Genomic DNA, 23604 nt, shown 5'->3' with positions numbered 1-23604 from the left:
CGCCTCATGAAGGCTTTGAGTTTCCCGAAATCGCACCGGCTTCTGCGCCCGGCCGATTACGGCAAAGTCTTCGATGACGTACAGCTGAAAGTTCCGCACCGGAATTTTCTGATCCTGGCAACACCGAACAATCTCGGTCACGCCAGGATCGGTTTGATTTTTTCCAAGAAAAACCTGAAGCTTGCGGTTCAGAGAAATCGGATAAAACGTCAGGTCAGGGAAACTTTCAGGCATCAGACCGATTATCCGGATCTGGACATCGTGGTACTCGGGCGCCAGGGGCTGGCGAGTCTCGACAACCATGCCATCCGGGCATCGCTGACTGAGCTTTGGCAACGTCTGAAGCGTAAACATCAGCAATCCCAGCCATCCCGGGCGAACTCATCAAGGCCTGCCGGTAGAGGAACGGGTTAATGCGCAAACTCCTGCTCTTGCCCATTCGCTTGTACCAGTATGCAATCAGCCCTCTGATGGCGAGTCATTGCCGCCACACCCCCACCTGCTCGCAATACGCTGTCGAAGCCATTAGTCACCATGGCGCGGGAAAAGGATTTTTCCTCGCGGTCCGGCGCTTATTGAGGTGTCATCCCTGGGCTGAAGGCGGTTATGATCCGGTTCCCGGCCTGGCAGAATCCGCGACCACCCAAACAGCACCCGGCCGGCAGGCTGACCATTCTCAAACCACAACCCAGACCAGACAGTAACTCTATGGATATTCAACGCATCGTATTATTTGCCGGCCTGGCTATTGTCAGTTATCTGATGGTGCTTTCCTGGAATGAGGATTATCACCAGCAGCCGGCCACCGAGCAGGTCGCGGAAACCAGTACCCCCCAGGCCAATACCGGAACCGACTCCATGGTGCTTCCGGAAAAGGCGCAATCCGGACAGGCGGGTGAAGAGTTCACCACACCGGATTCCGGACAGCAGATCACGTCCTCCGCCGACACCAGCGTCGCCGTCGATGACCAGTTCGTGACCGTGAAGACCGATGTCCTGGACCTCACCATTGATCGGGTCAGCGGTAATCTCGTCCAGAGCTCCCTGACTCATTACGACAAGTCCCTGAACAGCCGGGAACCGCTGACCCTCCTGACCAACACCGAGTCCCGCACTTACGTCATGGAAAGCGGCCTGATCGGTCAGGACGGTCCGGACAGCCGAGCCAATGGTACCGCCCCGGTCTACGACACAACTGCCGACAGCTACCAGCTGGATGAAGGCCAGGACCAGCTTACCGTGGATCTGACGTTCACCACGGGCTCCGGGGTGAAGATCACCAAGCGCTATCAGTTCGAGCGCGACAGCTATGAAATCGGTGTCCGTTACCTGATCAACAACGAATCCGGCGAGCCCTGGAAAGCCAACTTCACCGGCAAGATCGTGCGTGACCAGGCTCCGGACCCGACCGCGCAGACCAGCATGGGCATCAAGGCGTTCCTCGGCATGGTGATGAGCTCCCCCGAGGATCCGTACGAGAAGTTTGATTTCGGCGACCTGTCTGAAACGCCGATCAACCAGTCGGTAACCAACGGCTGGCTGGCCTTCCTCCAGCATTACTTCCTGGCGGCCTGGGTGCCTGAACGCGACCAGCCGGCCCAGTTCCAGACCACCCGCCGCGGTCCTCTGTACGTCATGGGGTTCGTCTACCCGGCCACCACCGTCGCCCCGGGGGAAACCGTGGAAGTCGGCGCCCGTGCCTACGTCGGTCCGAAAATTATCGATCGCCTGGAAAATGTGGCACCGAACCTGGATCGGACCGTCGATTTCGGCTGGCTGTTCTTCATCTCCCTGCCGCTTTTCGTCATCATGGAATGGTTCCATAGCCTCGTCGGCAACTGGGGTGTGTCCATCATCCTGCTGACGGTGCTGGTCAAGGCGGTGTTCTTCCACCTGTCCGCAACCAGTTACAAGTCGATGGCCAAGATGCGCGCGGTTGCGCCTCAGCTCACCCGTCTGAAGGAACTGTACGGCGACGACCGTCAGCGTATGTCCCAGGAAATGATGGCCCTGTACAAGCGGGAAAAAATCAATCCGCTGGGCGGCTGCCTGCCGATCCTGGTGCAGATGCCAGTGTTCATCTCGCTGTACTGGGTCCTGTTTGAGAGCGTTCAGTTGCGTCATGCGCCGTTCATGCTCTGGATTCAGGATCTGTCCCAGATGGATCCCTACTTCATCCTGCCGATCCTGATGGGCGCCAGCATGTTCCTGCAAATGCACCTGAACCCGACACCGCCGGATCCGATGCAGGCCAAGATCATGAAGATGATGCCACTGATCTTCACTGTGTTCTTCCTGTGGTTCCCGGCCGGTCTGGTTCTGTACTGGCTGGTGAACAACATTCTGTCGATCAGTCAGCAGTGGTACATTACCCGCAAGATTGAAGCAGAGACGGCAGCCAAGAAGCACTGACCGGTGCGCCTGAACTGACCCAGACAGAGGCTCCTTCACGGAGCCTCTGTTGGTTGTGCCCCGAGGAATCCAGATGAGCCAGACTTCAGACACCATTGCCGCCATCGCCACCGCCCCCGGCCAGGCCGGTGTTGGCATCGTGCGGGTTTCGGGCCCGGCGGCTGCGAGCATTGCCCGGCACATGCTCGGCTTTGCACCGAAACCCCGTTACGCTCATTACGGCCCGTTCCTCGACCAGGACGGTGGCCTGATCGATGAGGGAATCGGGTTGTTCTTCCCGAACCCCCATTCGTTCACCGGCGAAGACGTATTCGAGCTTCAGGGCCATGGCGGCACCGTGATCCTGGACCTGCTGCTTCGGGAAGTCTGCAGCCGCGGAGCCCGTCTTGCGCGACCGGGGGAATTCTCCGAACGCGCGTTCCTGAACGACAAGCTGGATCTGGCCCAGGCCGAGGCCATCGCGGATCTGATCGAGAGTAGCTCGGAACAGGCGGCCCGCTGTGCGGTCCGGTCCATGCAGGGTGTTTTCTCCCGGCGCATTGACCAGCTGGTGGATGCCGTCACCCATCTGCGCATCTACGTTGAGGCGGCCATTGACTTCCCCGAGGAGGAGATCGATTTTCTGGCCGACGGCAAGGTCGCCGGCGATCTGCAGGACCTGCTGGACCGGCTGGATACCATCCTGGCCGAGGCGCAGCAGGGTACGATCCTTCGGGATGGCATGAAGGTGGTTATCGCCGGCCGCCCCAATGCCGGAAAATCCAGCCTTCTCAATGCCCTGGCCGGCCGCGAGGCAGCCATCGTCACCGCCATCGAGGGCACCACCCGGGACGTACTGCGGGAACATATCCACATTGACGGCATGCCCCTCCACATCATCGACACCGCCGGTTTGCGGGACAGTCCCGACGAGGTGGAGCAGATCGGCATTGCCCGGGCCTGGGATGAAATCGGCCAGGCCGACCGTATCCTGCTCATGGTCGATGCCACCACCACGACCGAAACCGAACCCCACGAGATCTGGCCGGACTTCATCGACCGGCTGCCTGCCAATGCGCCGGTCTCAGTGATCCGCAACAAGGTGGATCTGTCCGATGAACCGGTCGGGATCGAGGAGGGCGAGGGCCAGACCGCGCCGGTGATCCGGCTTGCGGCAAAGTCGTCCGAGGGCGTGGAGGTGCTCCGCGACCACCTGAAACAGTGCATGGGCTTTGCCAGCACCACCGAAGGCGGATTTCTGGCCCGGCGCCGGCATCTGGATGCCCTGGAGCGAGCCCGGGATTCCCTGTTCCAGGGCCAGGGTCAGCTGGAAGGCTATGGTGCCGGCGAGCTGCTCGCGGAAGACCTGCGGGCGGCCCAGGATGCCCTGGGGGAAATCACCGGGCATCTGAGCCCGGACGAGCTGCTGGGGAAGATCTTCTCCAGTTTCTGCATCGGCAAGTAACCCGGTACCGCTACGGTTGCCGCTTTAGATCCGGCCTGTTACCAAATAAAACGTTTTTTCCGATACAAATCATCGGTCAGGGCGCGAATCTTGCGTCCTGACCGCGGCACATCCGTGTAGTTTCCAATTGGGAGTGATAAGCCGTGGTAAAGAAAGTCTTGGGTTCTGCGTTGGTTGGCCTGGTCCTGGCGGGGTCGTCCGCACAGGCGGCTGAACGCCTGTACCTGTACACCGAAAATTTCCCCCCTTACAACATGAGTGCCTCCGGCCGGGCGTTCGAGCACAACGCCGAAGACATTGACGGCTTATGCACCGAATTGGTGACCGCCGCCCTGAAACAGACCGATCTGGAATATCGCATCAAACTGCGTAACTGGGATTACGGCTATAACCGGGCGCTGAACAAACCGAATCACGGCATTTTCTGCACCACCTACACCGAGGAACGGGCTCCACAGTTCAGGTGGGTTGGCCCGCTGACCCAGAACCTGTGGACCATCTTTGCACCGGCAGGATCGAAGTTCCAGATGGACAGCCTCGACGATGCCCGCAACAAGGTCTTCGGCGGCTACCGCAACGACGTCAAATCGGAATATCTGATCAAACGGGGCTACGAGGTCTCGGCCCTGGACAGCGATGACCTGAACCCCAAACGCCTGGAGCTGGGCCAGATCGATCTCTGGCTCGCCGATCGCCTTGGTGGTCCCTACCTGGCGTCCCAGCAGAACGTTGAGGGCTTGGTGCCGGTGTTTTCGTTCAACGATACGGAACTGTTCCTGGCGTTGAATCTGGACACCTCAGACGAGGTGGTGGACAGCCTGAACGCGGGCCTTAAAACCATCCGGGAATCCGGCATGTTCGAGGCCATACAGACCAAATACGGCCTGTGATTCCCGGATCGGCTGCCCCGGGACGGGGTTTATCCGGTCCGTTGCAGATTGTCGCGGGTGTGGGGCTGGAGGGCGCCGGTGGCCTCGCGGTTGCCGAGAAATCCGGGCCGCGGTTTGTTGCCGCAGAATGGCTGTACCAGCTGGTTTTCCACACTGTTGTAAACAAAAAACAGATTGCTGCGGGGCCAGGGCGACATGTTGGCGTTGGACGCGTGCAGGGTGTTGCACTCGAAAACGATCAGTGAACCCGCGGGGCCGGTCGGGGCCTTGATGCCGTGCTGGTCGACAATCCGGGCCAGGTCCTGGTCACTGGGTACCCCAAGTTCCTGTTTTTTGAGGGACGACTGGTAATTGTCCTCCGGGGTGCGACCAACGCAGGGCACGAAGGTTTGGTGCGAACCCGGCACCAGCATCAACGGGCCGTTGAACGGGGTATTGTCGGTCAGCGCGATGGAAAAACTCACGGCCCGCATGCGCGGCATGCCGTCCTCGGCGTGCCAGGTTTCAAAGTCGGAGTGCCAGTCGAAACCCTTGCCGTGAAAACCGGGTTTGAAGTTGATCCGGGACTGGTGCACATACGCATCGCTGCCCAGTAACTGCCGCACCATGGCAAGAATGTTCGGGTCCCGGGTCAGCCGGTCGAAACGTTCCGACAGTTCATGGATGCCGAATATGGAACGGATTGCCTGCTTGCCGGGTTCGGTGATCGTGCCCTCGGACCGGAGAATGGCCTCATCGTCTTCGTAGGCGCGCAGATCCTCGCGAAAGTTTCGGACGGTGGCCGGATCCAGGAAGTTGTTGAACACCAGGAAGCCGTCGCGTTCGTACTGCGCCAGATCGGTCTCGCTGAGCGGACCTTCCCTGCGGACCTGGCCGGTGCTGTGGACAACCGGTTCCAGCCGGTCAAAGACCGGGGTGGGGCGTTCGAGTCGGGTGGGATAAAAGTCGTCAGAACGAGTCTCCATATTCGAACCTCCTTCTTTTACGCTCGATGGGTTTTGCTTACCTCATTGGCCGAAAAGTGTCCGGTTAACAAAGCCATCGAAGAGATTGGGATGGCTCCAGGGCAATTCAAGGGAAAAAATCCCTGGATTACCCGGGACTTACGTTTCGGCCTGATCGTTTACCCGATGAACGCCATGTCCTCGGCATCCAGTTGCATCAGGTTTTCGGTGGGGCTCAGCATGCTGGTGGCATGGGCCTGCGCCCGCGGCAGCAGCCGCTCGTAGTAGAACTCGGCGGTGACCAGCTTGGCCCTGTAGAAGGCCTCGGATTCCTCACCACCCTTGCGCACCCGGTCTGCGGCCACGGCCGCTTGCCGGGCCCAGATGTACGCCATGGTGACGTAGCCGCTGTACATCAGGAAGTCGTTTGCCGCCGCACTCACCACGTCCCGGTCCTTGCGCGCCGCAAGCATGACCCGGACCGTCAGCAGGTTCCATTGGGCGCTCAGCTTCAGCAGTTCCACCGCGTAGGGCCGCAGGCGTTTGTCGGTGAGGTGCTTGCGGGCGAAGTTGGCAATCTTCAGGGTAAAATCCCGTACCGCACCGCCCTGGGTCATCAACAGCACCTTGCGCCCCAGAAGATCCAGGGCCTGGATGCCAGTGGTGCCCTCATACAGGGTGGCAATCCGGGTGTCCCGGACAATCTGTTCCATACCGTGCTCGCGGATGTAGCCGTGGCCGCCAAACACCTGCATACCGAGGTTGGCGGCCTCACAACCCAGTTCCGTCAGGAAGCCTTTCAGGATTGGCGTCAGGAAGCCGAGTTTGTCGTCGTACTTTTCGGCTTTCTTCTGGTCGCCCGCGGTGTGGCCCTCCACCATGTGGTCCGCCAGTCGGGCGGCGTAATAGAGCATGGCCCGTCCGCCTTCGGCGATGGCTTTCTGGGTCAGCAACATCCGACGCACGTCGGCGTGGTAGATCAGGGCATCGGCGATCTGGTCCGGTTCCTTCTTGCCGGACAGCGCCCGCATCGACCGCCGTTCCCGAGCGTAGGCGAGCGCCCACTGGTAGGACAGTTCCGCGGGCCCCACGCCCTGGATGGCGGTGCCGATGCGGGCGGTGTTCATGAAGGTGAACATGCAGTTCAGGCCTTCGTTTTCCGGCCCGATCAGGAATCCGGTGGCGCCGTCGAAGTTCATCACGCAGGTGGCAGAGGCCTTGATGCCCATTTTCTTTTCCAGGCTGCCGCAGGTTACGGCATTACGCTCGCCAACACCGCCTTCCTCCGTCGGCAGGAACTTGGGTACGATGAACAGGCTGATCCCCCGGGTGCCCTTGGGCGCGTCCGGCAGGCGGGCCAGCACGATGTGGACAATGTTCTCGGTCAGGTCATGGTCGCCCGAGGAGATGAAAATCTTGGTACCGGTCAGCCGGTAGCTGCCATCGGCCTGGGGCTCGGCCCTGGTTTTCACCTGGCCAAGATCGGTCCCACACTGGGGCTCGGTGAGGCACATGGTGCCGCCCCAGCGGCCTTCAGTCAGCGGCGTCAGGTAGGTGTGCTTCTGTGTCGCGCTGCCGTGCAGGAAAATGGTGTTCATGGCACCCAGGGACAGACCCGGGTACATGGAAAATGACCAGTTCGCGGTGCCCATCATCTCCTGTTTGAGCAGGCCCATGGACGCCGGCAGTCCCTGCCCCCCGAATTCCTCGGGCGCGGACAGTCCCTGCCAGCCGCCCATAGCGTACTGAACGTAGGCCTCTTTGTAACCGCGCGGCGTGGTGACGATTCCGTCCTCCAGCTTGCAGCCCTCATCATCCCCGGACTGGTACAGGGGGCTCAGCACTTCCTCGCAGAACCGGCCGCATTCGGTGAGAATGGCGTCAACGATGTCCGGCGTGGCGTTGCCTCCGCTGGCAAGGGCCTCGTAGTGTCCGGGATAATCAAACACCTCATTGAGCAGAAATTTCATGTCGCGCAACGGCGCCTTGTAAACCGGCATAACGGTTCCTCGTGTTCTCTTGGTGACAGGGTTGGGAGGTTCGTCCGGCCTCCGTTGCTTTCAGTATTACGGTATTCCCCGTGCCCTGCCATTGACGAAAAGCACTGGTGCGTCTGTCAGGAAAGACAATTGGCTGAAATGACGAAACAGCCGCAAGGCGTTGAGACAGGCTGATCGGAGTCCACGTAAGTGGCGTATGTTCCGGAACAGATGTTCCATCCACGTTTCGTTGTGCGAGTGTAAAAGTCATGCAAATCCCCCTTGTTAGCGTTGCTGTCACTGGTCTGGTCCGGGTTCTCTGGGTATTGTTCGGGGTGTGGCTCCTCGCCGGTTGCGCAGGTCCCTCGCTGGAGGATTACAGTGATCGCGGCCCGGCACTGATTCCGGACCAATTCTTCGCCGGTAACCTGTTGGCCCGAGGCGTCGTCAAGGATTATTCCGGCGAGGTGATTCGCACCTTTGACGCCGATATCACCGCCTCCTGGGATGAGGATGGCACCGGCACCCTGGATGAGGTTTTCCGTTTTGACGACGGCGAGGTCCAGACCCGGGTCTGGACGCTGACGCCCGTCGAACAGGGCTATCGCGCCACCGCAGGGGATGTGGTCGAGCCCGGACTGATGGAATGGCAGGGCAACGCCATCCACATGAACTATGTCCTGCAGGTGGCCTACGGTGATGGCACCCTGGATGTGCGCATGGACGACTGGATGTATCTGGTAACGCCGGACACCCTGATCAATCAGACCACCATGAGCAAGTGGGGGATTGAGGTCGGGGAAATCGTCCTGGTGATCCAGAGGCAGTAGACTCACCTCACGATTGACAGACGCTGGAAGTTCTTATGTGGAAGCAATGGCTGGTTGCACTGATGTTGGTGGTAGTGGCGGCAGGTGCTGCGGTGGGTTACCAGAATCTGGAGGGTGACACCAAGGCACAGGCCGGCCGTGAGCGTCCGGCCAGCGTCGTCAATACCCGGTCGCCGGAGCAGGATACCGTTCGGGATGTGGTCAAATCCGTGGGCAATCTCCGGGCCGTGAACGCGGTGGCGTTAACCCCCGAGGTCAGCGGCCGGGTGGTTGCCTTGAACCTTCAGCCGGGCGCCCGGGTGAGTGAGGGGGATCTACTCCTGCGACTGGACGACCGTCAGGCCCGGGCCGATATTCAGGTAATTGAATCCCAGTTGGCGGACAGCCGCCGACAGTTGGAGCGGGCCCAGCGGCTGCGTTCGAACAACAGCATTTCCCAGGCTCAGGTGGACGAATTGCGGACCGCCGTGAACGTCGCCGAGGCCCAGCTTGCCGCAGCCCGGGTGCGATTGGAAAACCACCGGATCTTGGCGCCGTTTGACGGTGTGGTCGGGCTCAGCGACATTGCCATCGGGGCCTATGTCACTGCCGGAACCCCGTTAACCACCCTGGATTCCACCGACCGCATGGAACTGAACTTTTCCATTCCGGAGCGGTTCCTGGGGCAGCTCGGACTCGGCCAGCCGGTAACCGGGGTGTCACCCGCCTTTCCCGATGTCCGGTTTTCCGGCGAACTCGCCGAGCTGGGTACCCGCATCAACGAACTCAGCAGGACCCTGCCGGTGCGGGCTCTGATCAATAATCCGGACGGGATGTTGCGCCCGGGCCAGTTCATGTCGGCGACCCTGACCTTGAGGGAGCGCCAGGCGCTGGTGATCCCGGAACAGGCGGTGATGATCCGGGGTGATGAACAGTACGTGTTTGTTGCCGAGGATGGCATCGCCCGGCGGATCTCCGTGACCCTGGGGTCGCGGATGCCGGGCAGGGTAGAAGTGGCCGACGGGCTGACCCTGGAGGATGCGGTTATCGTTACCGGCCAGGACCGGATCAGTAGCGGTGACCGCATCGAAGTGGTGGATGGCGAAAATGCCATTCCGGACAACCGCTTCAGCCAGTCCCTGGAGTCCTGACCGTGATCCTCTCCGACGTCTCCATCAAGCGACCGGTATTCGCGACGGTTCTCAGTCTTCTGATCGTGGTGTTTGGTCTGGCCGCGTTGCTGGGTCTGCCGGTCCGGGAGTACCCGGACATAGATCCGCCGGTGGTCTCCATTTCCACCGACTACACCGGTGCCGCAGCCGAAGTGGTGGACACCCAGATCACTCAGGTAATCGAAGGCGCGATCAGCGGCATTGAGGGTATCCGTTCGATCGAGTCGTCGACCGAGCAGGGCGAATCCCGAACCAGCATCGAGTTTTCCACAGCCCGGGATGTGGATATCGCCGCCAACGATGTTCGGGACGCTGTGTCCCGGGTCGCCGACCAGCTGCCGGACGAAGCCGAGTCCCCGGTGGTTCGCAAGGCCGACTCCGACGCCCGCCCGATGATGTGGGTGACCCTGCGCAGCGATGTCTGGGACAGCGCCGAACTGAGTGATTTCGCCGATCGGGTACTGGCTGACCGGCTGTCCGTGCTTGATGGCGTGGCCGATGTTTCCATCGGGGGCGAGCGCCGCTACGCCATCCGGGTGTGGTTGGACCGGGAGCGCCTGGCGGCCCGGAACATTACCGTGTCCGAGGTGGAACAGGCCCTGCGCAGCAACAACGTGGAACTGCCCGCCGGTTCGGTGGATTCTTCCACCCGCAATTTCACCGTTCGGGCCGAGGGCCGGTTATCCACCGTCGACGAGTTCCGACGGCTGGTCATTCGTCGCGACGGTAACGACCTGCTGCGCCTAGGCGAAGTCGCGAATGTGGAGATGGGTGTGGAGTCGGACGTCAGCCGATTACGCGCCAATGGCCAGACCGCCATCGGAATGGGCATCATCCGCCAGTCCAAGGCCAACACCGTGGCGGTCTCCGATGCGGTCCAGGCCGAACTGGAAAAAATCCGGGAAACCCTGCCACCGGAAGTGACCATCGCCGAAAGCTATGACGAATCGATCTTTATCCGGGCCTCGATCAAGGAAGTGGTGACTACCCTGGCAATTGCCGTGTCCCTGGTGATTCTGGTGATCTTCCTGTTCCTTCGTTCCTGGCGCGCGACCCTGATTCCGGCCGTGACCATCCCGGTGGCGGTGATCGGCGCGTTTATCGGGCTGGGCTTTCTGGGCTTCTCCATCAACGTGCTGACCCTGTTGGCCGTCATTCTCGCTATCGGCCTGGTGGTGGATGACGCCATTGTCATGCTGGAGAACATCCAGCGCCGGATCGACGACGGTGAACCGCCGCTGCTGGCGTCCTACCGGGGCGCGAAACAGGTCGCGTTTGCGGTGATCGCGACCACGTTGACCCTGGTGGCAGTGTTCGTGCCCATCTCGTTCATGGGCGGCAACATCGGTCGCCTGTTCGCCGAGTTCGGGTTCACCCTCGCAGCCGCAGTGGTGGTCTCCAGCCTGGTGGCCCTCACCCTGGCGCCCATGCTGTGCTCAAAATGGCTTCGCCACAGCCCGGAGTCGGCCGAGGGGCATCGGCTCTGGGCCGCCAGTGAGAAATTTCTCGACGGCCTGACGAACGGGTACCGGCGGTTGTTGCGGTTTTCCCTGAATCAGCCCGGGCTGCTGCTTGGGCTCGGGATCGTGGGCCTGATCGCCGCCGCGGTTGTCTACCCGAAACTGCCCCAGGAACTGGCACCGACCGAGGATCGCGGCATCATCATCATGCCCACCAGCGCACCCCGGGGGTCGACGGTGGAGTACACGGATCATTACGTCCGTCAGGCCGAGGAGCAGCTGCTGCCATATTTGGAATCCGGTGTGGCCGACCGCCTCTTGTCCATCGTCGGGTTCCGGAATGAGGAAGACAACGCCTTCATGATCATGGGTCTGGTGCCCTGGGAGGAACGGGACACCAAACAGCAGCAGATCACCAGTGAGTTGCGGGGCAAGCTGAGCCGGATCTCCGGGATCCGGACCGTGGCAGTGAATCCCCCGGGGCTGGGCCAGCGCGGCTTCAACCAGCCGGTGGAGTTCGTCATCGCCGGCCCGGATTACGAATCGGTGCAGGCCTGGAGCGATGAGCTGGTGGAACGGGCAAAGGACAACGCCAACCTGCTGAACGTGGAAACCGACTTCGAGCTGACCCGCCCGGAACTGCGGGTATCCATTGATCGGGAACGGGCGGCGGATCTGGATATCACGGTCCAGGATGTCGGCCTGACCCTGCAGACCATGCTGGCTTCCCGTCAGGTCACCACCTATCTCGACCGGGGGCGGGAGTACGACGTCATCGTGCAGGCGGCGGACGCTGACCGGGCAACGCCGGCGGATCTGGGCCAGATATTCCTGCGCCCCCGGGACGGCGGAAGCCTGATTCCCCTGCAGGCCCTGGTATCGGTGAGGGAAACCGGGGCCAACCCGGACCTGCGCCGCATCGATCGGCTTCCGGCAGTGGTCATCAGCGCCTCGCTGGCGGACGGATACGATCTGGGCTCGGCCCTGACGTATCTGAACAACCTCGCTGTGGATAACCTGCCGCCGGAGGCCCGAGTCAGTTACAAGGGGCTGTCCCGGGAATTCGAGGAATCCTCCGCGGCCATTTACCTGACTTTCGGGCTCGCGTTCGTGATCGTCTTTCTGGTCCTGGCGGCGCAGTTTGAAAGTTGGATCCATCCCCTGATCATCATGCTACCGGTACCGCTGGCGGTCACCGGGGCTTTGCTGGCACTGTGGTGGGCCGGTATCAGCCTGAATATTTACAGCCAGATCGGGATCATCATGCTGCTGGGGCTAATGGCCAAGAACGGTATCCTGATCGTCGAGTTTGCCAATCAGTTACGCGACCGGGGCCACGAGGTGAGGGACGCGATTCTTGAAGGCGCGAGTCTGCGGCTCCGGCCGGTGTTGATGACCACCATCTCCACCGTGTTCGGTGCGGTGCCACTGGTGATTGCCACCGGCGCAGGCGCCGAGAGCCGCGCTGCCATTGGCATAGTGATTCTGGGCGGGCTGGTGTTTGCCACCACCCTGACGCTGTTCATCATCCCGGTGCTGTACAACCTGCTGGCGCGCTTCGCCAAGTCCACCAACGCGGTGGCAAAGGAGCTGGAACGCCAGGCCACCGGTGCGGCCGGGGGCTCCGGCATGGCGGCGGCTCCGCGGAAACGTGCGGACGAGTTCTGAGCCTCGGTCAGAGTGTGGAGGGGAAGGTCATCTGGCCGTGAAAGACCTCGTCCGGGTGCACGTCGACGCAAAGTACCTGGACACCGGATGGAGTCGGAAGGCTTGTGGACAAGGTGATGGTGCGTTTGGCGTCCGGTAGGGCAACGTAGGGCCGGGAGCTGTTGATGTTCTGGGGCCGTTCCAGGGCGTTTCGAAAATACTCCCGATGGCTCCAGCTCGCGCCGGCGGAATGATACAGGGGGTTGAATTTGCCCCGATTGAGGTCCTGGCTGGCGTGGGCAAGGTTGCCCTGCTGCACGCCGTTGCCGTCTAGCAGGAAGCAGCGTTTGACCCCGTCCAGTTCCAGCAGGCGATGACACGAGTGGCAGAAATCGTTGCCGCGCGCCAGGCTGTGGCAGGCATCCATGATCTCGAAACGCAGCAGGCGCAGGTAATTTTCCTGATCCCGGTGATCCTGCAGCGTCCACTCGCTGGAGTCGGTCACCACGGAACGCAGTCGGGATTCCGACTTTTCCAAAGAAGTGTCGGCAATGACCGCCGGTCGGGCAAACAGGAAACCCTGCAGCAGGTCGGCTTCGGTGGCCAGGGCGATCCGGGCCTGAGCGCCATTCTCGATGCCTTCAAGCAACACCAGGCTGCCACTTTCCCGGATCATCCGCACCAGACTCTCCAACAGGAGACGGGCGCGGTTGTTGTTCTCCGCGTTGACCAGCAGGCTGCGGTCGAGCTTGACGATCAGCGGGTTGATTCGCCACAGGCGTTCGAAGTTGGAATCGCCCATACCAAAATCATCGATGGCAATCTGAAAACCCAGGGTCCTGGCGTTGTGGATAAATTCCATCAGTGCATCGGGGTCATCCGAGGCGGTTTCCACCAGCTCCAGCACCACTTTCTCGGGATGAATGCCGTTGCGTTTGCATTGGGCGGCCAGACGCTCCAGTGACGCTTCGGGATGCACGCAGGTGTCGGGGTTGATGTTCAGGAACAGCCAGACCGGACTGGCTTGGGCAGAATAGTTGGCCAGGTGGAGGTGCAGCAGGTGCTTGTCCAGTTCCGCAGTCTGACCAAGTTCCTGCGCCCGTTTGAACAGGCTCACGGGCGACACCGGCTGGTGCCGCCGGCTCACCCGAACCAGCGCTTCGTAACCGACCAGTTTCTGATGGGTCGGACTCAGGATCGGCTGGTACACGGACTGAAACTGGTGACTGTGGATAACGCTGGATTCCGGGTTCAACCCGGTCCGGGCATGGCTACGGCGGGAAAGCCGGACTACGCTGCTCATGGTCAGCAACCTCGGGCCTTGCTGTTGTTGGAGCCGTCCTGGCCATGGATTCATATCATTAGGACAGTAACGACTGGCGAAATCCGTGCCAAAGCCCGTGGTTCCAGCAAACACGGGCGGTGCAGGGCCTGCAATCAGCGTCGGGACGATCAAGGCTGCACAGAACCGGTGCGTATCCGGATGTTCCCGGAGTTGTCATGCACTAAAACAGGATGGTTGGCAGCCACTCACTGCCTGTGCCTTGTGATGGCCTGCCTGCGGCGTCGCGATGCCGCCAAATCTGTGGATAATTTATTGGACAACCTTCGGATAAGCTCTGGAAATATTTTATTTAAATTAATAAAAACATTTAGTTATAAGTGGTTTTGCCTCTTCTGGCCGGATGTTTCGGGTGTGGATAACTGTCTTGAAAACTTTTTTGAAATTCGACTTACAAACGTTTGAAAAACTAAGGATTTCGGTTTTCCACTACACTATTTTCAGGTTCATCCTCCGGGTTTTACCCCTGCTGGCGTGGCATCGGCTTTCAACCTGCCCGATCTCTGGTTAAAATTTGCACATTTCGACTGCAATTTCATGGATCAGGCGTTATACTCGCCGGCCTGTTTTTATCCCCCGATTTCCGAGGTGAGCTGTGGATTTTCCGACCCGTTTCGATGTCATTGTCATTGGTGGTGGCCACGCCGGCACAGAAGCCGCGTTGGCTGCGGCGCGCATGGGTTCCCAAACCCTGCTGCTGACCCACAACATTGAAACTCTGGGCCAGATGTCATGCAATCCGGCCATCGGCGGCATAGGCAAGAGCCATCTGGTGAAGGAAATCGACGCGCTCGGCGGAGCCATGGCGAAAGCGACGGATCTGGCCGGAATCCAGTTCCGGGTGCTCAACAGCCGCAAGGGGCCAGCCGTGCGCGCGACCCGGGCCCAGGCCGACCGGGTGCTGTACAAGGCGGCGATTCGCCACGAACTGGAAAATCAGCCCAACCTGACTCTGTTCCAGCAGGCCGCGGACGATCTGATTGTGGAAAACGAACAGGTCACCGGCGTGGTCACCCAGACCGGCATCCGCTTCAACGCCAGAACCGTCGTCCTGACCACGGGCACCTTCCTGGGCGGAGTTATCCACATTGGCATGCAGGCTCACTCCGGTGGCCGTGCCGGCGATGCGCCGGCGAACGCGCTGGCCCAACGTCTGCGCGAACTGCCGTTTAATGTCGGCCGCCTGAAAACCGGTACTCCACCGCGCATTGATGCCCGCACCGTGGATTTCTCGGTGATGGAGCAACAGTGGGGGGATAACCCCGCGCCGGTGATGTCCTTTACCGGCAGCCGGGACCAGCACCCGGAACAGATCTGTTGCTACGTCACCCGCACCACCGAGCGGACCCATGACATTATCCGCAGCGGTTTTGATCGCTCACCGATGTTCGCCGGCAACATCGAGGGCGTGGGCCCACGCTATTGCCCGTCCATTGAGGACAAGGTCAATCGCTTTGCCGACAAGGACTCGCACCAGATCTTTGTTGAGCCCGAGGGCCTGACCACCAACGAGCTCTACCCGAATGGCATCTCCACCAGTCTGCCATTCGATATCCAGCTCGAGGCCGTGCGGTCGATCCCGGGGTTTGAGAATGCCCACATCACCCGGCCGGGCTACGCCATCGAGTATGACTTCCTGAATCCGCAGGACCTGCGCCATACCCTGGAAACCAAGTTCATCCAGGGCCTGTACTTTGCCGGTCAGATCAACGGCACCACCGGCTACGAGGAAGCGGGTGCCCAGGGTCTGTTGGCAGGTATCAACGCCGCCTTGCGGGCCCAGGAGAAAGAAGAATGGTATCCCCGTCGGGACGAGGCCTATCTGGGAGTCCTTGTGGATGACCTGATCACCATGGGCACCAGCGAGCCGTATCGCATGTTCACCAGTCGGGCGGAGTACCGCCTGATCCTGCGTGAGGACAACGCCGACCTGCGCCTGACCGAGACCGGCCGCAATCTCGGTCTGGTGGACGAGGATCGCTGGCAGAAATTCAACGACAAGCGCGAGGCGATTGGCCGCGAGCGCAGCCGTCTGGAATCGACCCGCATTCATCCGAACACCGACGCCGGCGAGCGCGCCAACGATTTCCTCAAGCAGCCGATGAACCGGGACCAGTCACTGGCCGAGCTGCTGCGTCGCCCCGAGATCGACTACAGCCATATTGCCGAGATTGGGGTCGAGCGCGCCGACGACGAGACCGTCGCCGCTCAGGTCGAGATCGAGATCAAGTACGAGGGTTACATTTCGCGTCAGGCCGACGAGATCGAGCGTCTGCGGCGCAACGAGAACACGGCCCTGCCGGTGGACCTGGATTACGACGTCATCGGCGGCCTGTCCAACGAGATCAAGCAGAAACTCAAGACCGTCCGTCCGGAGACCGTGGCTCAGGCGTCCCGGGTCCAGGGGGTTACTCCTGCGGCGGTCAGCCAGATCCTGGTGCACCTGAAGAAACGCGATCTGTTGCGTAAACAGAGTGCCTGATCCGATCCTATGACCAACGAACTCTGGCAGCGCCAGCTCCGGGATGGGCTGGCAGCGATGGATCTGTCCCTGAGCGATGCCCAGCAACAACAACTGCTGAACTTCCTGGCCCTGCTCAACAAATGGAACCGGGCTTACAATCTGACCGCTGTCCGCGATGAACGGGAGATGGTGTCGCGGCAGTTGCTGGACAGCCTGAGCATCCTGCCCTGGGTCACCACCGGCCATCTGCTGGATGTTGGCGCCGGTGGCGGCCTGCCCGGGATCCCGCTGGCCATTGCCCTGCCCGAACGTCGGTTCACCCTGCTCGACAGTAATGGCAAGAAAACCCGTTTCCTCAATCAGTGCGTGCTGGAGCTGGGCCTGTCCAACGTCGAGGTGATCCACGGCCGGGCCGAAGCGTGCGCGCCGGAACAGCCGTTCAGCCAGATCAGCAGTCGGGCCTTCACCGCGCTCGACAACCTGGTGGCGTGGTGTGGCGATTTGCTGGCAAATGAGGGCGAGTTCCTTGCCATGAAAGGCCAGTTTCCGGATGATGAGGTGGCTGCCCTTCCGGCCGGCTGGCGGGTAAAATCCCACCAGTCCCTGGCAGTTCCCGGCGCCGATGGTGAACGACACCTGCTGGTGATCGCCCGGGCACAACATTCCCAGTAACCCGCGAACAGGAGGCGAGACATGGCGCGCGTGATTGCAGTGACCAATCAGAAAGGCGGTGTGGGTAAAACCACCACCTGCGTGAACCTTGCTGCGTCCCTCGCCGCCACCAAGCGCCGGGTCCTGCTCGTGGACATGGATCCCCAAGGCAACGCCACCATGGGCAGTGGTGTCGATAAAAATGCCCTGGACCTTTCCGGTTACGACCTGCTGACCAAGCGAGCGTCTGCTGCCGAGGTGATCTTTCTGGCCGAAGCCTCCGGTTTCGATATCCTGCCCGCCAACGGCGACCTGACCGCGGCGGAAGTGGAGCTGATGAACGAGATTGGCCGGGAGCATCGCCTGCGCCTGGCACTCAACACGGTTCGCGATAACTACGAATACATTCTCATCGACTGCCCGCCTTCCCTGAGCCTGCTCACGGTCAACGCCCTGTCGGCGGCGGATTCCGTGCTGATTCCCATGCAGTGCGAGTACTATGCGCTGGAGGGTCTGGCGGCGCTGATGAACACGGTCGAACAGATCCAGGAAACGGTCAATCCGGAGCTACAGGTCGAAGGCATCCTTCGCACCATGTACGATCCCCGTAACAGTCTGACGCTGGATGTTTCCGCTCAGCTCAGCGAGTACTTCGACGACAAGGTCTACCGGGCCGTCATTCCGCGGAACGTCCGGCTGGCGGAAGCGCCGAGCTATGGCATGCCTGCGCTGAAATATGACCGTGCCTCCAAGGGCGCGGTGGCCTACCTGGCCCTGGCCGGCGAGATGGTTCGTCGCCATGGCTCTAAAAAGACATCCGCGCCGGTTGCGGTGTAACATACCGCCCTGTCACTCAATAACGCACAACGAATTTCAACGGGAAGAATGACTGACACCATGGCGGCGAAGAAACGAGGATTGGGCGAGCGCGGACTGGGCGCCCTGCTGGCGGGCTCCAAGGTTAACCTTGATCAGGAGCTGAAGGGCCACGACGGCGAACTGCGCGAGATTCCGATCGACCTGATCCAGCGTGGCCGATACCAGCCGCGCAGGGATATGGACCCCGCAGCGCTGCAGGAACTGGCGGATTCGATTCGCCAACAGGGCGTCATGCAGCCGGTGGTGGTTCGCCCCATTGCTGAGGGCCGTTACGAGCTGATTGCCGGCGAACGCCGCTGGCGCGCGACCCAAATGGCCGAACTCGACGGCATTCCCGCCATCATCCGTGACGTCCCCGATGAAGCCGCCATTGCCATGGCGCTCATCGAGAACATCCAGCGTGAAAACCTCAATCCTATCGAAGAGGCCTTCGCCCTCCAGCGGCTTCAGGACGAATTCGGCCTGACCCAGGCTCAGGTCGCCGAGGCCGTGGGTAAATCCCGTACCACCATCACCAACCTGCTGCGCCTCATCGGCCTGACCGAAGACGTGCGCCTGATGCTGGAGCACGGTGACCTGGAGATGGGCCATGGTCGGGCCATGCTGACCCTGCCGCCAGAACAACAGATGCTGGTGGCCAAGCAGGTGGTGGCCAAGTCCCTGTCCGTGCGCCAGACCGAGGCCCTGGTTCGCCGGGTCCAGCAGGAGAAGCCGGGGCAGAAAGCCTCCGGTCACACTGCGGTGGACCCGAACATCCGGGCTCTGCAGGACGACCTGGCGGAACGCCTTGGGGCCCGGGTGTCCATTGCCCACGGCCAGCGCGGCAAGGGCAAACTCGTGATCGAGTACAGTTCCCTGGACGAACTCGACGGTATCCTCGGCCATATCAAGTAATTTGGCTCGTTTATCTTATTCTTTCGGACGCCTACGAAAGTTTGTGATCCCTGCGTTACACAACATGTAGTGTTGCCAGTACGCTGACTCGCCTATTTGTGTCCAATCCCGCGCAACGTCAGTCGTTGTGCCCTTTCTTAACGGCTTTTGCGGAATCCGGTTTTGTTGATTCGTGCACATTGAACACATATAATCTGCGGCGCTCGTATCGGTGTATTTGTCTAATTTTTAAACTGCATCGGGTAAAGGCACCGTACTCCCGGGAAGAACATGACGCAGACGACTCCGAGCGGTATCCGCCGCCCGCCTATCGCACGATGGTTTGTCATAGAAAGTGTGGTACTGGTCTGCGTCAGCCTGGCGTTTTTACTGTTTCGGGGCCAGGTTTCCGGTTATTCAGCGCTATTGGGCGGTCTCATTTTTCTTCTGCCCCACGGTTATTTTGCGCTTAAGGCATTCCGCTACTCCGGCGCGCGGTCTGCCAAGAAGATCATGAGTTCTTTTTACCAGGGTGAGGCCGGCAAGCTCATCCTGTGCGCCATCTTTTTCACGATGGTGTTCAAATGGATTCAGCCGCTTGATATAGCGGCACTTTTTTTAACATTTGCGATCATGCTGGTCACCAACTGGTTGACACCGCTTCTGGCGGGCAGCAATACGCAGCAAAGCTAACTGGACTTGGGAAACCGTTATGGCAGGAAGTGCATCCGAATATATCCAGCATCACCTCCAGAACCTCACCTACGGTAAGCTGCCGGCAGGCTATGAGCGTGCCGACGGAACCGTAATCGAAGACACCACCTGGACACTGGCCCATACGGCGCAGGAAGCGTCCGATATGGGATTCTGGGCGGTCCATGTGGACTCTCTGGGCTGGGCTGTCGGTCTCGGCGTCCTGTTCCTGTTTCTGTTCCGCATGGCGGCCAAGCGCGCGACCTCCGATCAGCCGGGCGGGCTTCAGAACTTCGTCGAGGTGATGGTCGAGTTCGTTGATAACAGCGTCAAGGAAACCTTCCACGGCAAGAACAAGGTCATCGCCCCGCTGGCGCTGACCATCTTCTGCTGGATCTTCCTCATGAACTTGATGGACCTGGTACCGGTGGACTTCCTGCCGCAGCTGTTCCATCTGGCCGGTGCCGATTACATGAAGGTCGTACCGACCACCGATGTCAACGTGACGTTGGGCATGTCCCTGTCCGTTTTCTTCCTGATCATTTTCTACAGCCTGAAGGTCAAGGGCGTAGGCGGTTTCCTGGGCGAGCTGACCCTGCATCCGTTCTCGTCTGACAACCTGGTCCTGAAGATCCTGCTGGTGCCGGTGAACTTCCTGCTTGAAGGCGTGAGCCTGATCGCCAAGCCGATCTCACTGGCATTGCGTCTGTTCGGTAACCTGTACGCCGGCGAGCTGATCTTCATCCTGATCGCGCTGCTGCCCCTGTGGGCTCAGTGGACGCTGTCTGTACCCTGGGCGATTTTCCACATCCTGGTCATCACCCTGCAGGCATTCATCTTTATGATGTTGACGATCGTGTACTTGAGCATGGCTCACGAAGACAGTCACTGATCGGACACCATTAAGCCGTAGTTTTAAACCCTAACCGTTAAACTGAAAACCTAACTGAAAACTGGGAGTTATCATGGAAACTGTAGTTGGAATGACCGCGATTGCCGTTGCACTGCTGATTGGCCTGGGTGCCCTGGGTACTGCGATTGGCTTTGGTATCCTCGGTGGCAAGTTCCTGGAAGGCGCTGCGCGTCAGCCGGAAATGACCCCGATGCTGCAGGTTAAGATGTTCATCGTTGCTGGTCTGCTGGACGCCGTAACCATGATCGGTGTTGGTATCGCACTGTTCTTCACCTTCGCCAACCCGTTCGTCGGCCAGATCGCCGGTTAATCGAGTCGCCAGCCGGGGATACCCGGTCAGATGATTCTTAACAACACAGGCGAGAGGTGAAGACGTGAACATTAATTTGACGATGATTGGTCAAGCCATCGCGTTCTTTATCTTTGTCGTCTTCTGCATGAAATACGTGTGGCCGCCTATCATGGCCGCACTGCAGGAGCGTCAAAAGAAGATCGCTGACGGACTGGCTGCCTCAGACCGCGCGGCGCGCGATCTGGAACTGGCTCAGGAAAAGTCAGCTCAGGAACTGCGTGAAGCCAAGCAGCAAGCCGCCGGCCTTATCGAACAGGCCAACAAGCGCGCCGCCCAAATTGTCGAAGCATCGAAAGACGATGCTCGCAAGGAAGGTGAAAAGCTGATTGAGCAGGCCAGGGCCGAAATTGAACAGGAACGTAATCAGGCTCGTGACGCGCTGCGTGCGGAAATCGCCGCTATTGCCGTCGCTGGTGCTGAGAAGATCCTGGAAACCTCTGTCGATGCCTCCAAGCACAACGAAATGTTGGAAAAACTGGCGGCAGAACTTTAAACGACGAGGTTCATCATGGCAGAACTGAGAACGCTGGCCCGTCCTTACGCAAAAGCAGCATTCAAGGCCGCCCAGGAGCACGAGCAACTGGCTGAGTGGTCCCAGGTACTGACGATTGCCGGACAGGTCACCGCGAACAAAAGCATTCGACAGCTTCTCGCGAATCCGGGTCTGGAAGAGCAGAAGAAGGCCGAGCTGATTCTGGAGGTCGCCGAAGAAGGCGTCACCGAACAGGTTCGTAACTTTTTCGCCGTACTGGCAGAAAACCGTCGGCTGACTCTTCTTCCCGAGATTTCAGCGCTCTTCAACACGTACCGGGCTGATCTGGAGCGCACTGTTGATATCGAAGTTACCGCAGCTTTCGAGCTTACGGACGAACAGCAACAGAAGCTCGCCCAGGCACTCTCGACGAAACTCGAGCGGACAGTGTCACTCGCAGCGTCATTGGACAAGTCTCTGATTGGCGGTGCAGTTATCCGCACCGGCGATCTGGTCATTGACGCTTCTGTACGCGGAAAGCTGACCAAGCTGGCCGACGCTCTGGGCTCCTGATTTCAGCACAAGGTTTGAGGATATTGGCATGCAGCAACTGAATCCATCCGAGATCAGTGACATCATCAAGAAGAGAATCGAGAAGCTCGACATCTCTTCCGAAGCAAAAAACGAGGGTACGATCCTGTCGGTTTCTGACGGCATCGTACTGATCCACGGTCTTGCCGACGTTATGTACGGCGAGATGATTGAATTTGCCAACGGCATCTTCGGTATGGCTCTGAACCTGGAGCGTGATTCCGTAGGTGCGGTTGTTCTGGGTGACTACGAAGACCTGGCAGAAGGCCAGAAGGTTCGTTGTACCGGTCGTATCCTGGAAGTTCCGGTCGGTCCGGAGCTGATCGGCCGCGTGGTGGACTCACTGGGTAACCCAATCGACGGCAAGGGCGACCTGGGCACGAGCCTGACATCTCCGATCGAGAAGGTTGCGCCGGGCGTCATCGAGCGTCAGTCCGTTGATGAGCCGGTTCAGACGGGTCTGAAAGCGATTGACACCATGGTACCGATCGGTCGCGGCCAGCGTGAGCTGATCATCGGTGACCGCCAGATCGGTAAGACCGCGGTCGCCATCGACGCGATCATCAACCAGAAAGGCAGCGGCATCAAGTGTATCTATGTCGCTGTCGGCCAGAAGCAGTCTTCTATTGCCGCCGTTGTGCGCAAGCTGGAAGAGCATGGCGCCATGGATCACACCATCGTGGTTGCCGCCGGCGCTGCCGATCCGGCCGCTACCCAGTTCCTGGCGCCGTACGCCGGTACCTCCATGGGTGAGTACTTCCGTGACCGTGGTGAAGACGCGCTGATCATCTACGATGATTTGTCCAAGCAGGCTGTCGCTTATCGCCAAATCTCCCTGCTGCTGCGTCGTCCGCCGGGCCGTGAAGCCTATCCGGGTGACGTATTCTACCTGCACTCACGTCTCCTGGAGCGTGCGTCCCGGGTGAACGCGGATTACGTTGAGAAGTTCACAGGTGGTGAAGTGAAAGGCAAGACCGGTTCCCTGACCGCGCTGCCGATCATCGAAACCCAGGCCGGCGACGTGTCTGCGTTCGTACCGACCAACGTGATCTCCATTACCGATGGCCAGATCTTCCTGGAAACCAACCTGTTCAACTCCGGCATCCGTCCGGCGATGAACGCCGGCGTCTCAGTATCCCGGGTAGGTGGTTCAGCCCAGACCAAGATCATGAAGAAGCTTGGCGGTAACATCCGTCTGGCACTGGCTCAGTACCGTGAATTGGCGGCGTTTGCACAGTTTGCTTCCGACCTTGACGAAGCAACCCGCAAGCAGCTGGAACACGGTCAGCGTGTAACGGAACTCATGAAGCAGAACCAGTACAGCCCGATGTCAGTGGCTGAAATGGGTACGGTTCTGTTTGCAGCCAACGAAGGCTTCCTGGACGACGTTGATGTCGACAAGGTTGTTAAGTTCGAAGCGCAATTGCTCGACTGGATGCGCGCCGAACAGAAAGACCTGCTCGCCAAGATCAACGAGAAAGGTGATTTCAACGACGAAATCGCTTCCGGCCTGAAAGCTGCACTTGAGAAATTCAAGACCACTCAGAGCTGGTAAGAAAACGGGCCTGCGACCTTTGTCGCGGGCCGATTTTCGTAGCAACGAGTGTCTAACTTGAG

The 23604-nt window shown here is 60.0% G+C and carries 21 protein-coding genes; 18 read left to right on the top strand and 3 right to left on the bottom strand.

What is annotated here, in order from left to right:
• Positions 1–6: 6 nt before the first annotated feature.
• The 5 genes from rnpA to K0B93_RS12175 all read left to right on the top strand — a co-directional run bounded on the left by rnpA (position 7) and on the right by K0B93_RS12175 (position 4746).
• A complete protein-coding gene (gene rnpA, locus K0B93_RS12195) occupies positions 7–414 on the top strand; it encodes a ribonuclease P protein component (protein WP_219867466.1) in 408 nt (135 codons plus the stop codon).
• Positions 414–704 (top strand): membrane protein insertion efficiency factor YidD, encoded by a 291-nt coding sequence (gene yidD, locus K0B93_RS12190; protein ID WP_219867465.1) that lies wholly within the window; start codon positions 414–416, stop codon positions 702–704. The genes rnpA and yidD overlap by 1 nt, the downstream gene beginning before the upstream one ends.
• A gap of 4 nt (positions 705–708) precedes the next feature.
• Complete coding sequence (yidC, locus tag K0B93_RS12185) at positions 709–2412, top strand: membrane protein insertase YidC (RefSeq protein ID WP_219867464.1); 1704 nt, start codon at positions 709–711, stop codon at positions 2410–2412.
• Positions 2413–2485: 73 nt separating this feature from the next.
• A complete protein-coding gene (gene mnmE / locus K0B93_RS12180) occupies positions 2486–3856 on the top strand; it encodes a tRNA uridine-5-carboxymethylaminomethyl(34) synthesis GTPase MnmE (RefSeq protein WP_219867463.1) in 1371 nt (456 codons plus the stop codon).
• A gap of 143 nt (positions 3857–3999) precedes the next feature.
• On the top strand, positions 4000–4746 hold the full coding sequence (locus tag K0B93_RS12175) for a substrate-binding periplasmic protein (protein WP_285368334.1): 747 nt from the start codon (positions 4000–4002) through the stop codon (positions 4744–4746).
• 29 nt (positions 4747–4775) lie between these two features.
• Here K0B93_RS12175 and thpD read toward each other — a convergent pair whose 3' ends face one another.
• Together thpD and K0B93_RS12165 are read right to left on the bottom strand one after the other, a co-directional pair.
• Positions 4776–5711: an ectoine hydroxylase gene (gene thpD / locus K0B93_RS12170; protein WP_219867462.1), complete on the bottom strand. Its 936-nt coding sequence runs from the start codon at positions 5709–5711 to the stop codon at positions 4776–4778.
• Positions 5712–5869: 158 nt separating this feature from the next.
• Positions 5870–7690, bottom strand: coding sequence for an acyl-CoA dehydrogenase C-terminal domain-containing protein (locus tag K0B93_RS12165; protein ID WP_219867461.1), 1821 nt, complete (start codon positions 7688–7690; stop codon positions 5870–5872).
• 248 nt (positions 7691–7938) lie between these two features.
• On the opposite strand from K0B93_RS12165, the gene K0B93_RS12160 reads away from it, so the two are divergent.
• From K0B93_RS12160 to K0B93_RS12150, 3 genes are read left to right on the top strand one after another with little or no spacing between them, the layout of a single operon-like run.
• Positions 7939–8499, top strand: coding sequence for a DUF3833 domain-containing protein (locus tag K0B93_RS12160; RefSeq protein WP_219867460.1), 561 nt, complete (start codon positions 7939–7941; stop codon positions 8497–8499).
• Between the two features lie 35 nt (positions 8500–8534).
• Positions 8535–9629, top strand: coding sequence for an efflux RND transporter periplasmic adaptor subunit (locus tag K0B93_RS12155; protein ID WP_219867459.1), 1095 nt, complete (start codon positions 8535–8537; stop codon positions 9627–9629).
• A gap of 2 nt (positions 9630–9631) precedes the next feature.
• Positions 9632–12778, top strand: coding sequence for an efflux RND transporter permease subunit (locus K0B93_RS12150; RefSeq protein ID WP_219867458.1), 3147 nt, complete (start codon positions 9632–9634; stop codon positions 12776–12778).
• Between the two features lie 7 nt (positions 12779–12785).
• Here the strand turns inward: K0B93_RS12150 and K0B93_RS12145 are convergent, their stop codons facing one another.
• Positions 12786–14060 (bottom strand): EAL domain-containing protein, encoded by a 1275-nt coding sequence (locus tag K0B93_RS12145; RefSeq protein WP_219867457.1) that lies wholly within the window; start codon positions 14058–14060, stop codon positions 12786–12788.
• 634 nt (positions 14061–14694) lie between these two features.
• On the opposite strand from K0B93_RS12145, the gene mnmG reads away from it, so the two are divergent.
• The 10 genes from mnmG (at position 14695) to atpA (ending at position 23542) form a co-directional block, all read left to right on the top strand.
• A complete protein-coding gene (gene mnmG / locus K0B93_RS12140) occupies positions 14695–16581 on the top strand; it encodes a tRNA uridine-5-carboxymethylaminomethyl(34) synthesis enzyme MnmG (protein ID WP_219867456.1) in 1887 nt (628 codons plus the stop codon).
• Between the two features lie 9 nt (positions 16582–16590).
• Positions 16591–17235, top strand: a complete 645-nt coding sequence (rsmG, locus tag K0B93_RS12135) for a 16S rRNA (guanine(527)-N(7))-methyltransferase RsmG (RefSeq protein ID WP_219867455.1) — start codon at positions 16591–16593, stop codon at positions 17233–17235.
• A 21-nt stretch (positions 17236–17256) separates the two neighbouring features.
• Entirely contained in the window at positions 17257–18051 is a 795-nt protein-coding gene (locus tag K0B93_RS12130; protein ID WP_219867454.1) for a ParA family protein, read from the top strand.
• 60 nt (positions 18052–18111) lie between these two features.
• Positions 18112–18987 (top strand): ParB/RepB/Spo0J family partition protein, encoded by an 876-nt coding sequence (locus tag K0B93_RS12125; RefSeq protein ID WP_219868112.1) that lies wholly within the window; start codon positions 18112–18114, stop codon positions 18985–18987.
• A 270-nt stretch (positions 18988–19257) separates the two neighbouring features.
• Positions 19258–19659: a F0F1 ATP synthase subunit I gene (locus tag K0B93_RS12120; RefSeq protein ID WP_219867453.1), complete on the top strand. Its 402-nt coding sequence runs from the start codon at positions 19258–19260 to the stop codon at positions 19657–19659.
• 19 nt (positions 19660–19678) lie between these two features.
• Complete coding sequence (gene atpB, locus K0B93_RS12115) at positions 19679–20551, top strand: F0F1 ATP synthase subunit A (protein ID WP_219867452.1); 873 nt, start codon at positions 19679–19681, stop codon at positions 20549–20551.
• A gap of 73 nt (positions 20552–20624) precedes the next feature.
• A complete protein-coding gene (atpE, locus tag K0B93_RS12110; protein ID WP_012138088.1) occupies positions 20625–20882 on the top strand; it encodes a F0F1 ATP synthase subunit C in 258 nt (85 codons plus the stop codon).
• Positions 20883–20946: 64 nt separating this feature from the next.
• A complete protein-coding gene (locus K0B93_RS12105) occupies positions 20947–21417 on the top strand; it encodes a F0F1 ATP synthase subunit B (RefSeq protein WP_219867451.1) in 471 nt (156 codons plus the stop codon).
• A 15-nt stretch (positions 21418–21432) separates the two neighbouring features.
• Positions 21433–21969 carry a F0F1 ATP synthase subunit delta gene (locus K0B93_RS12100; protein WP_219867450.1) on the top strand — a complete coding sequence of 179 codons (537 nt, stop codon included), beginning with the start codon at positions 21433–21435 and terminating at the stop codon, positions 21967–21969.
• Positions 21970–21997: 28 nt separating this feature from the next.
• Positions 21998–23542 carry a F0F1 ATP synthase subunit alpha gene (gene atpA, locus K0B93_RS12095; RefSeq protein WP_219867449.1) on the top strand — a complete coding sequence of 515 codons (1545 nt, stop codon included), beginning with the start codon at positions 21998–22000 and terminating at the stop codon, positions 23540–23542.
• Positions 23543–23604 lie beyond the last annotated feature (62 nt).

It is taken from the genome of Marinobacter sp. F4218 (assembly GCF_019443085.1).
GTDB lineage: Bacteria > Pseudomonadota > Gammaproteobacteria > Pseudomonadales > Oleiphilaceae > Marinobacter > Marinobacter albus.
This window is presented reverse-complemented; position numbering and strand designations above follow the sequence as displayed.

Coding starts and splice junctions, on each gene's coding strand:
- mnmE (WP_219867463.1), top strand. CDS start 2,486: ATGAGCCAGACTTCAGACACCATTGCCGCCATCGCCACCGCCCCCGGC.
- K0B93_RS12165 (WP_219867461.1), bottom strand. CDS start 7,690: ATGCCGGTTTACAAGGCGCCGTTGCGCGACATGAAATTTCTGCTCAAT.
- yidD (WP_219867465.1), top strand. CDS start 414: ATGCGCAAACTCCTGCTCTTGCCCATTCGCTTGTACCAGTATGCAATC.
- K0B93_RS12125 (WP_219868112.1), top strand. CDS start 18,112: ATGGCGGCGAAGAAACGAGGATTGGGCGAGCGCGGACTGGGCGCCCTG.
- K0B93_RS12145 (WP_219867457.1), bottom strand. CDS start 14,060: ATGAGCAGCGTAGTCCGGCTTTCCCGCCGTAGCCATGCCCGGACCGGG.
- K0B93_RS12120 (WP_219867453.1), top strand. CDS start 19,258: ATGACGCAGACGACTCCGAGCGGTATCCGCCGCCCGCCTATCGCACGA.
- K0B93_RS12160 (WP_219867460.1), top strand. CDS start 7,939: ATGCAAATCCCCCTTGTTAGCGTTGCTGTCACTGGTCTGGTCCGGGTT.
- thpD (WP_219867462.1), bottom strand. CDS start 5,711: ATGGAGACTCGTTCTGACGACTTTTATCCCACCCGACTCGAACGCCCC.
- rnpA (WP_219867466.1), top strand. CDS start 7: ATGAAGGCTTTGAGTTTCCCGAAATCGCACCGGCTTCTGCGCCCGGCC.
- atpA (WP_219867449.1), top strand. CDS start 21,998: ATGCAGCAACTGAATCCATCCGAGATCAGTGACATCATCAAGAAGAGA.
- K0B93_RS12155 (WP_219867459.1), top strand. CDS start 8,535: ATGTGGAAGCAATGGCTGGTTGCACTGATGTTGGTGGTAGTGGCGGCA.
- K0B93_RS12100 (WP_219867450.1), top strand. CDS start 21,433: ATGGCAGAACTGAGAACGCTGGCCCGTCCTTACGCAAAAGCAGCATTC.
- rsmG (WP_219867455.1), top strand. CDS start 16,591: ATGACCAACGAACTCTGGCAGCGCCAGCTCCGGGATGGGCTGGCAGCG.
- atpE (WP_012138088.1), top strand. CDS start 20,625: ATGGAAACTGTAGTTGGAATGACCGCGATTGCCGTTGCACTGCTGATT.
- yidC (WP_219867464.1), top strand. CDS start 709: ATGGATATTCAACGCATCGTATTATTTGCCGGCCTGGCTATTGTCAGT.
- atpB (WP_219867452.1), top strand. CDS start 19,679: ATGGCAGGAAGTGCATCCGAATATATCCAGCATCACCTCCAGAACCTC.
- K0B93_RS12130 (WP_219867454.1), top strand. CDS start 17,257: ATGGCGCGCGTGATTGCAGTGACCAATCAGAAAGGCGGTGTGGGTAAA.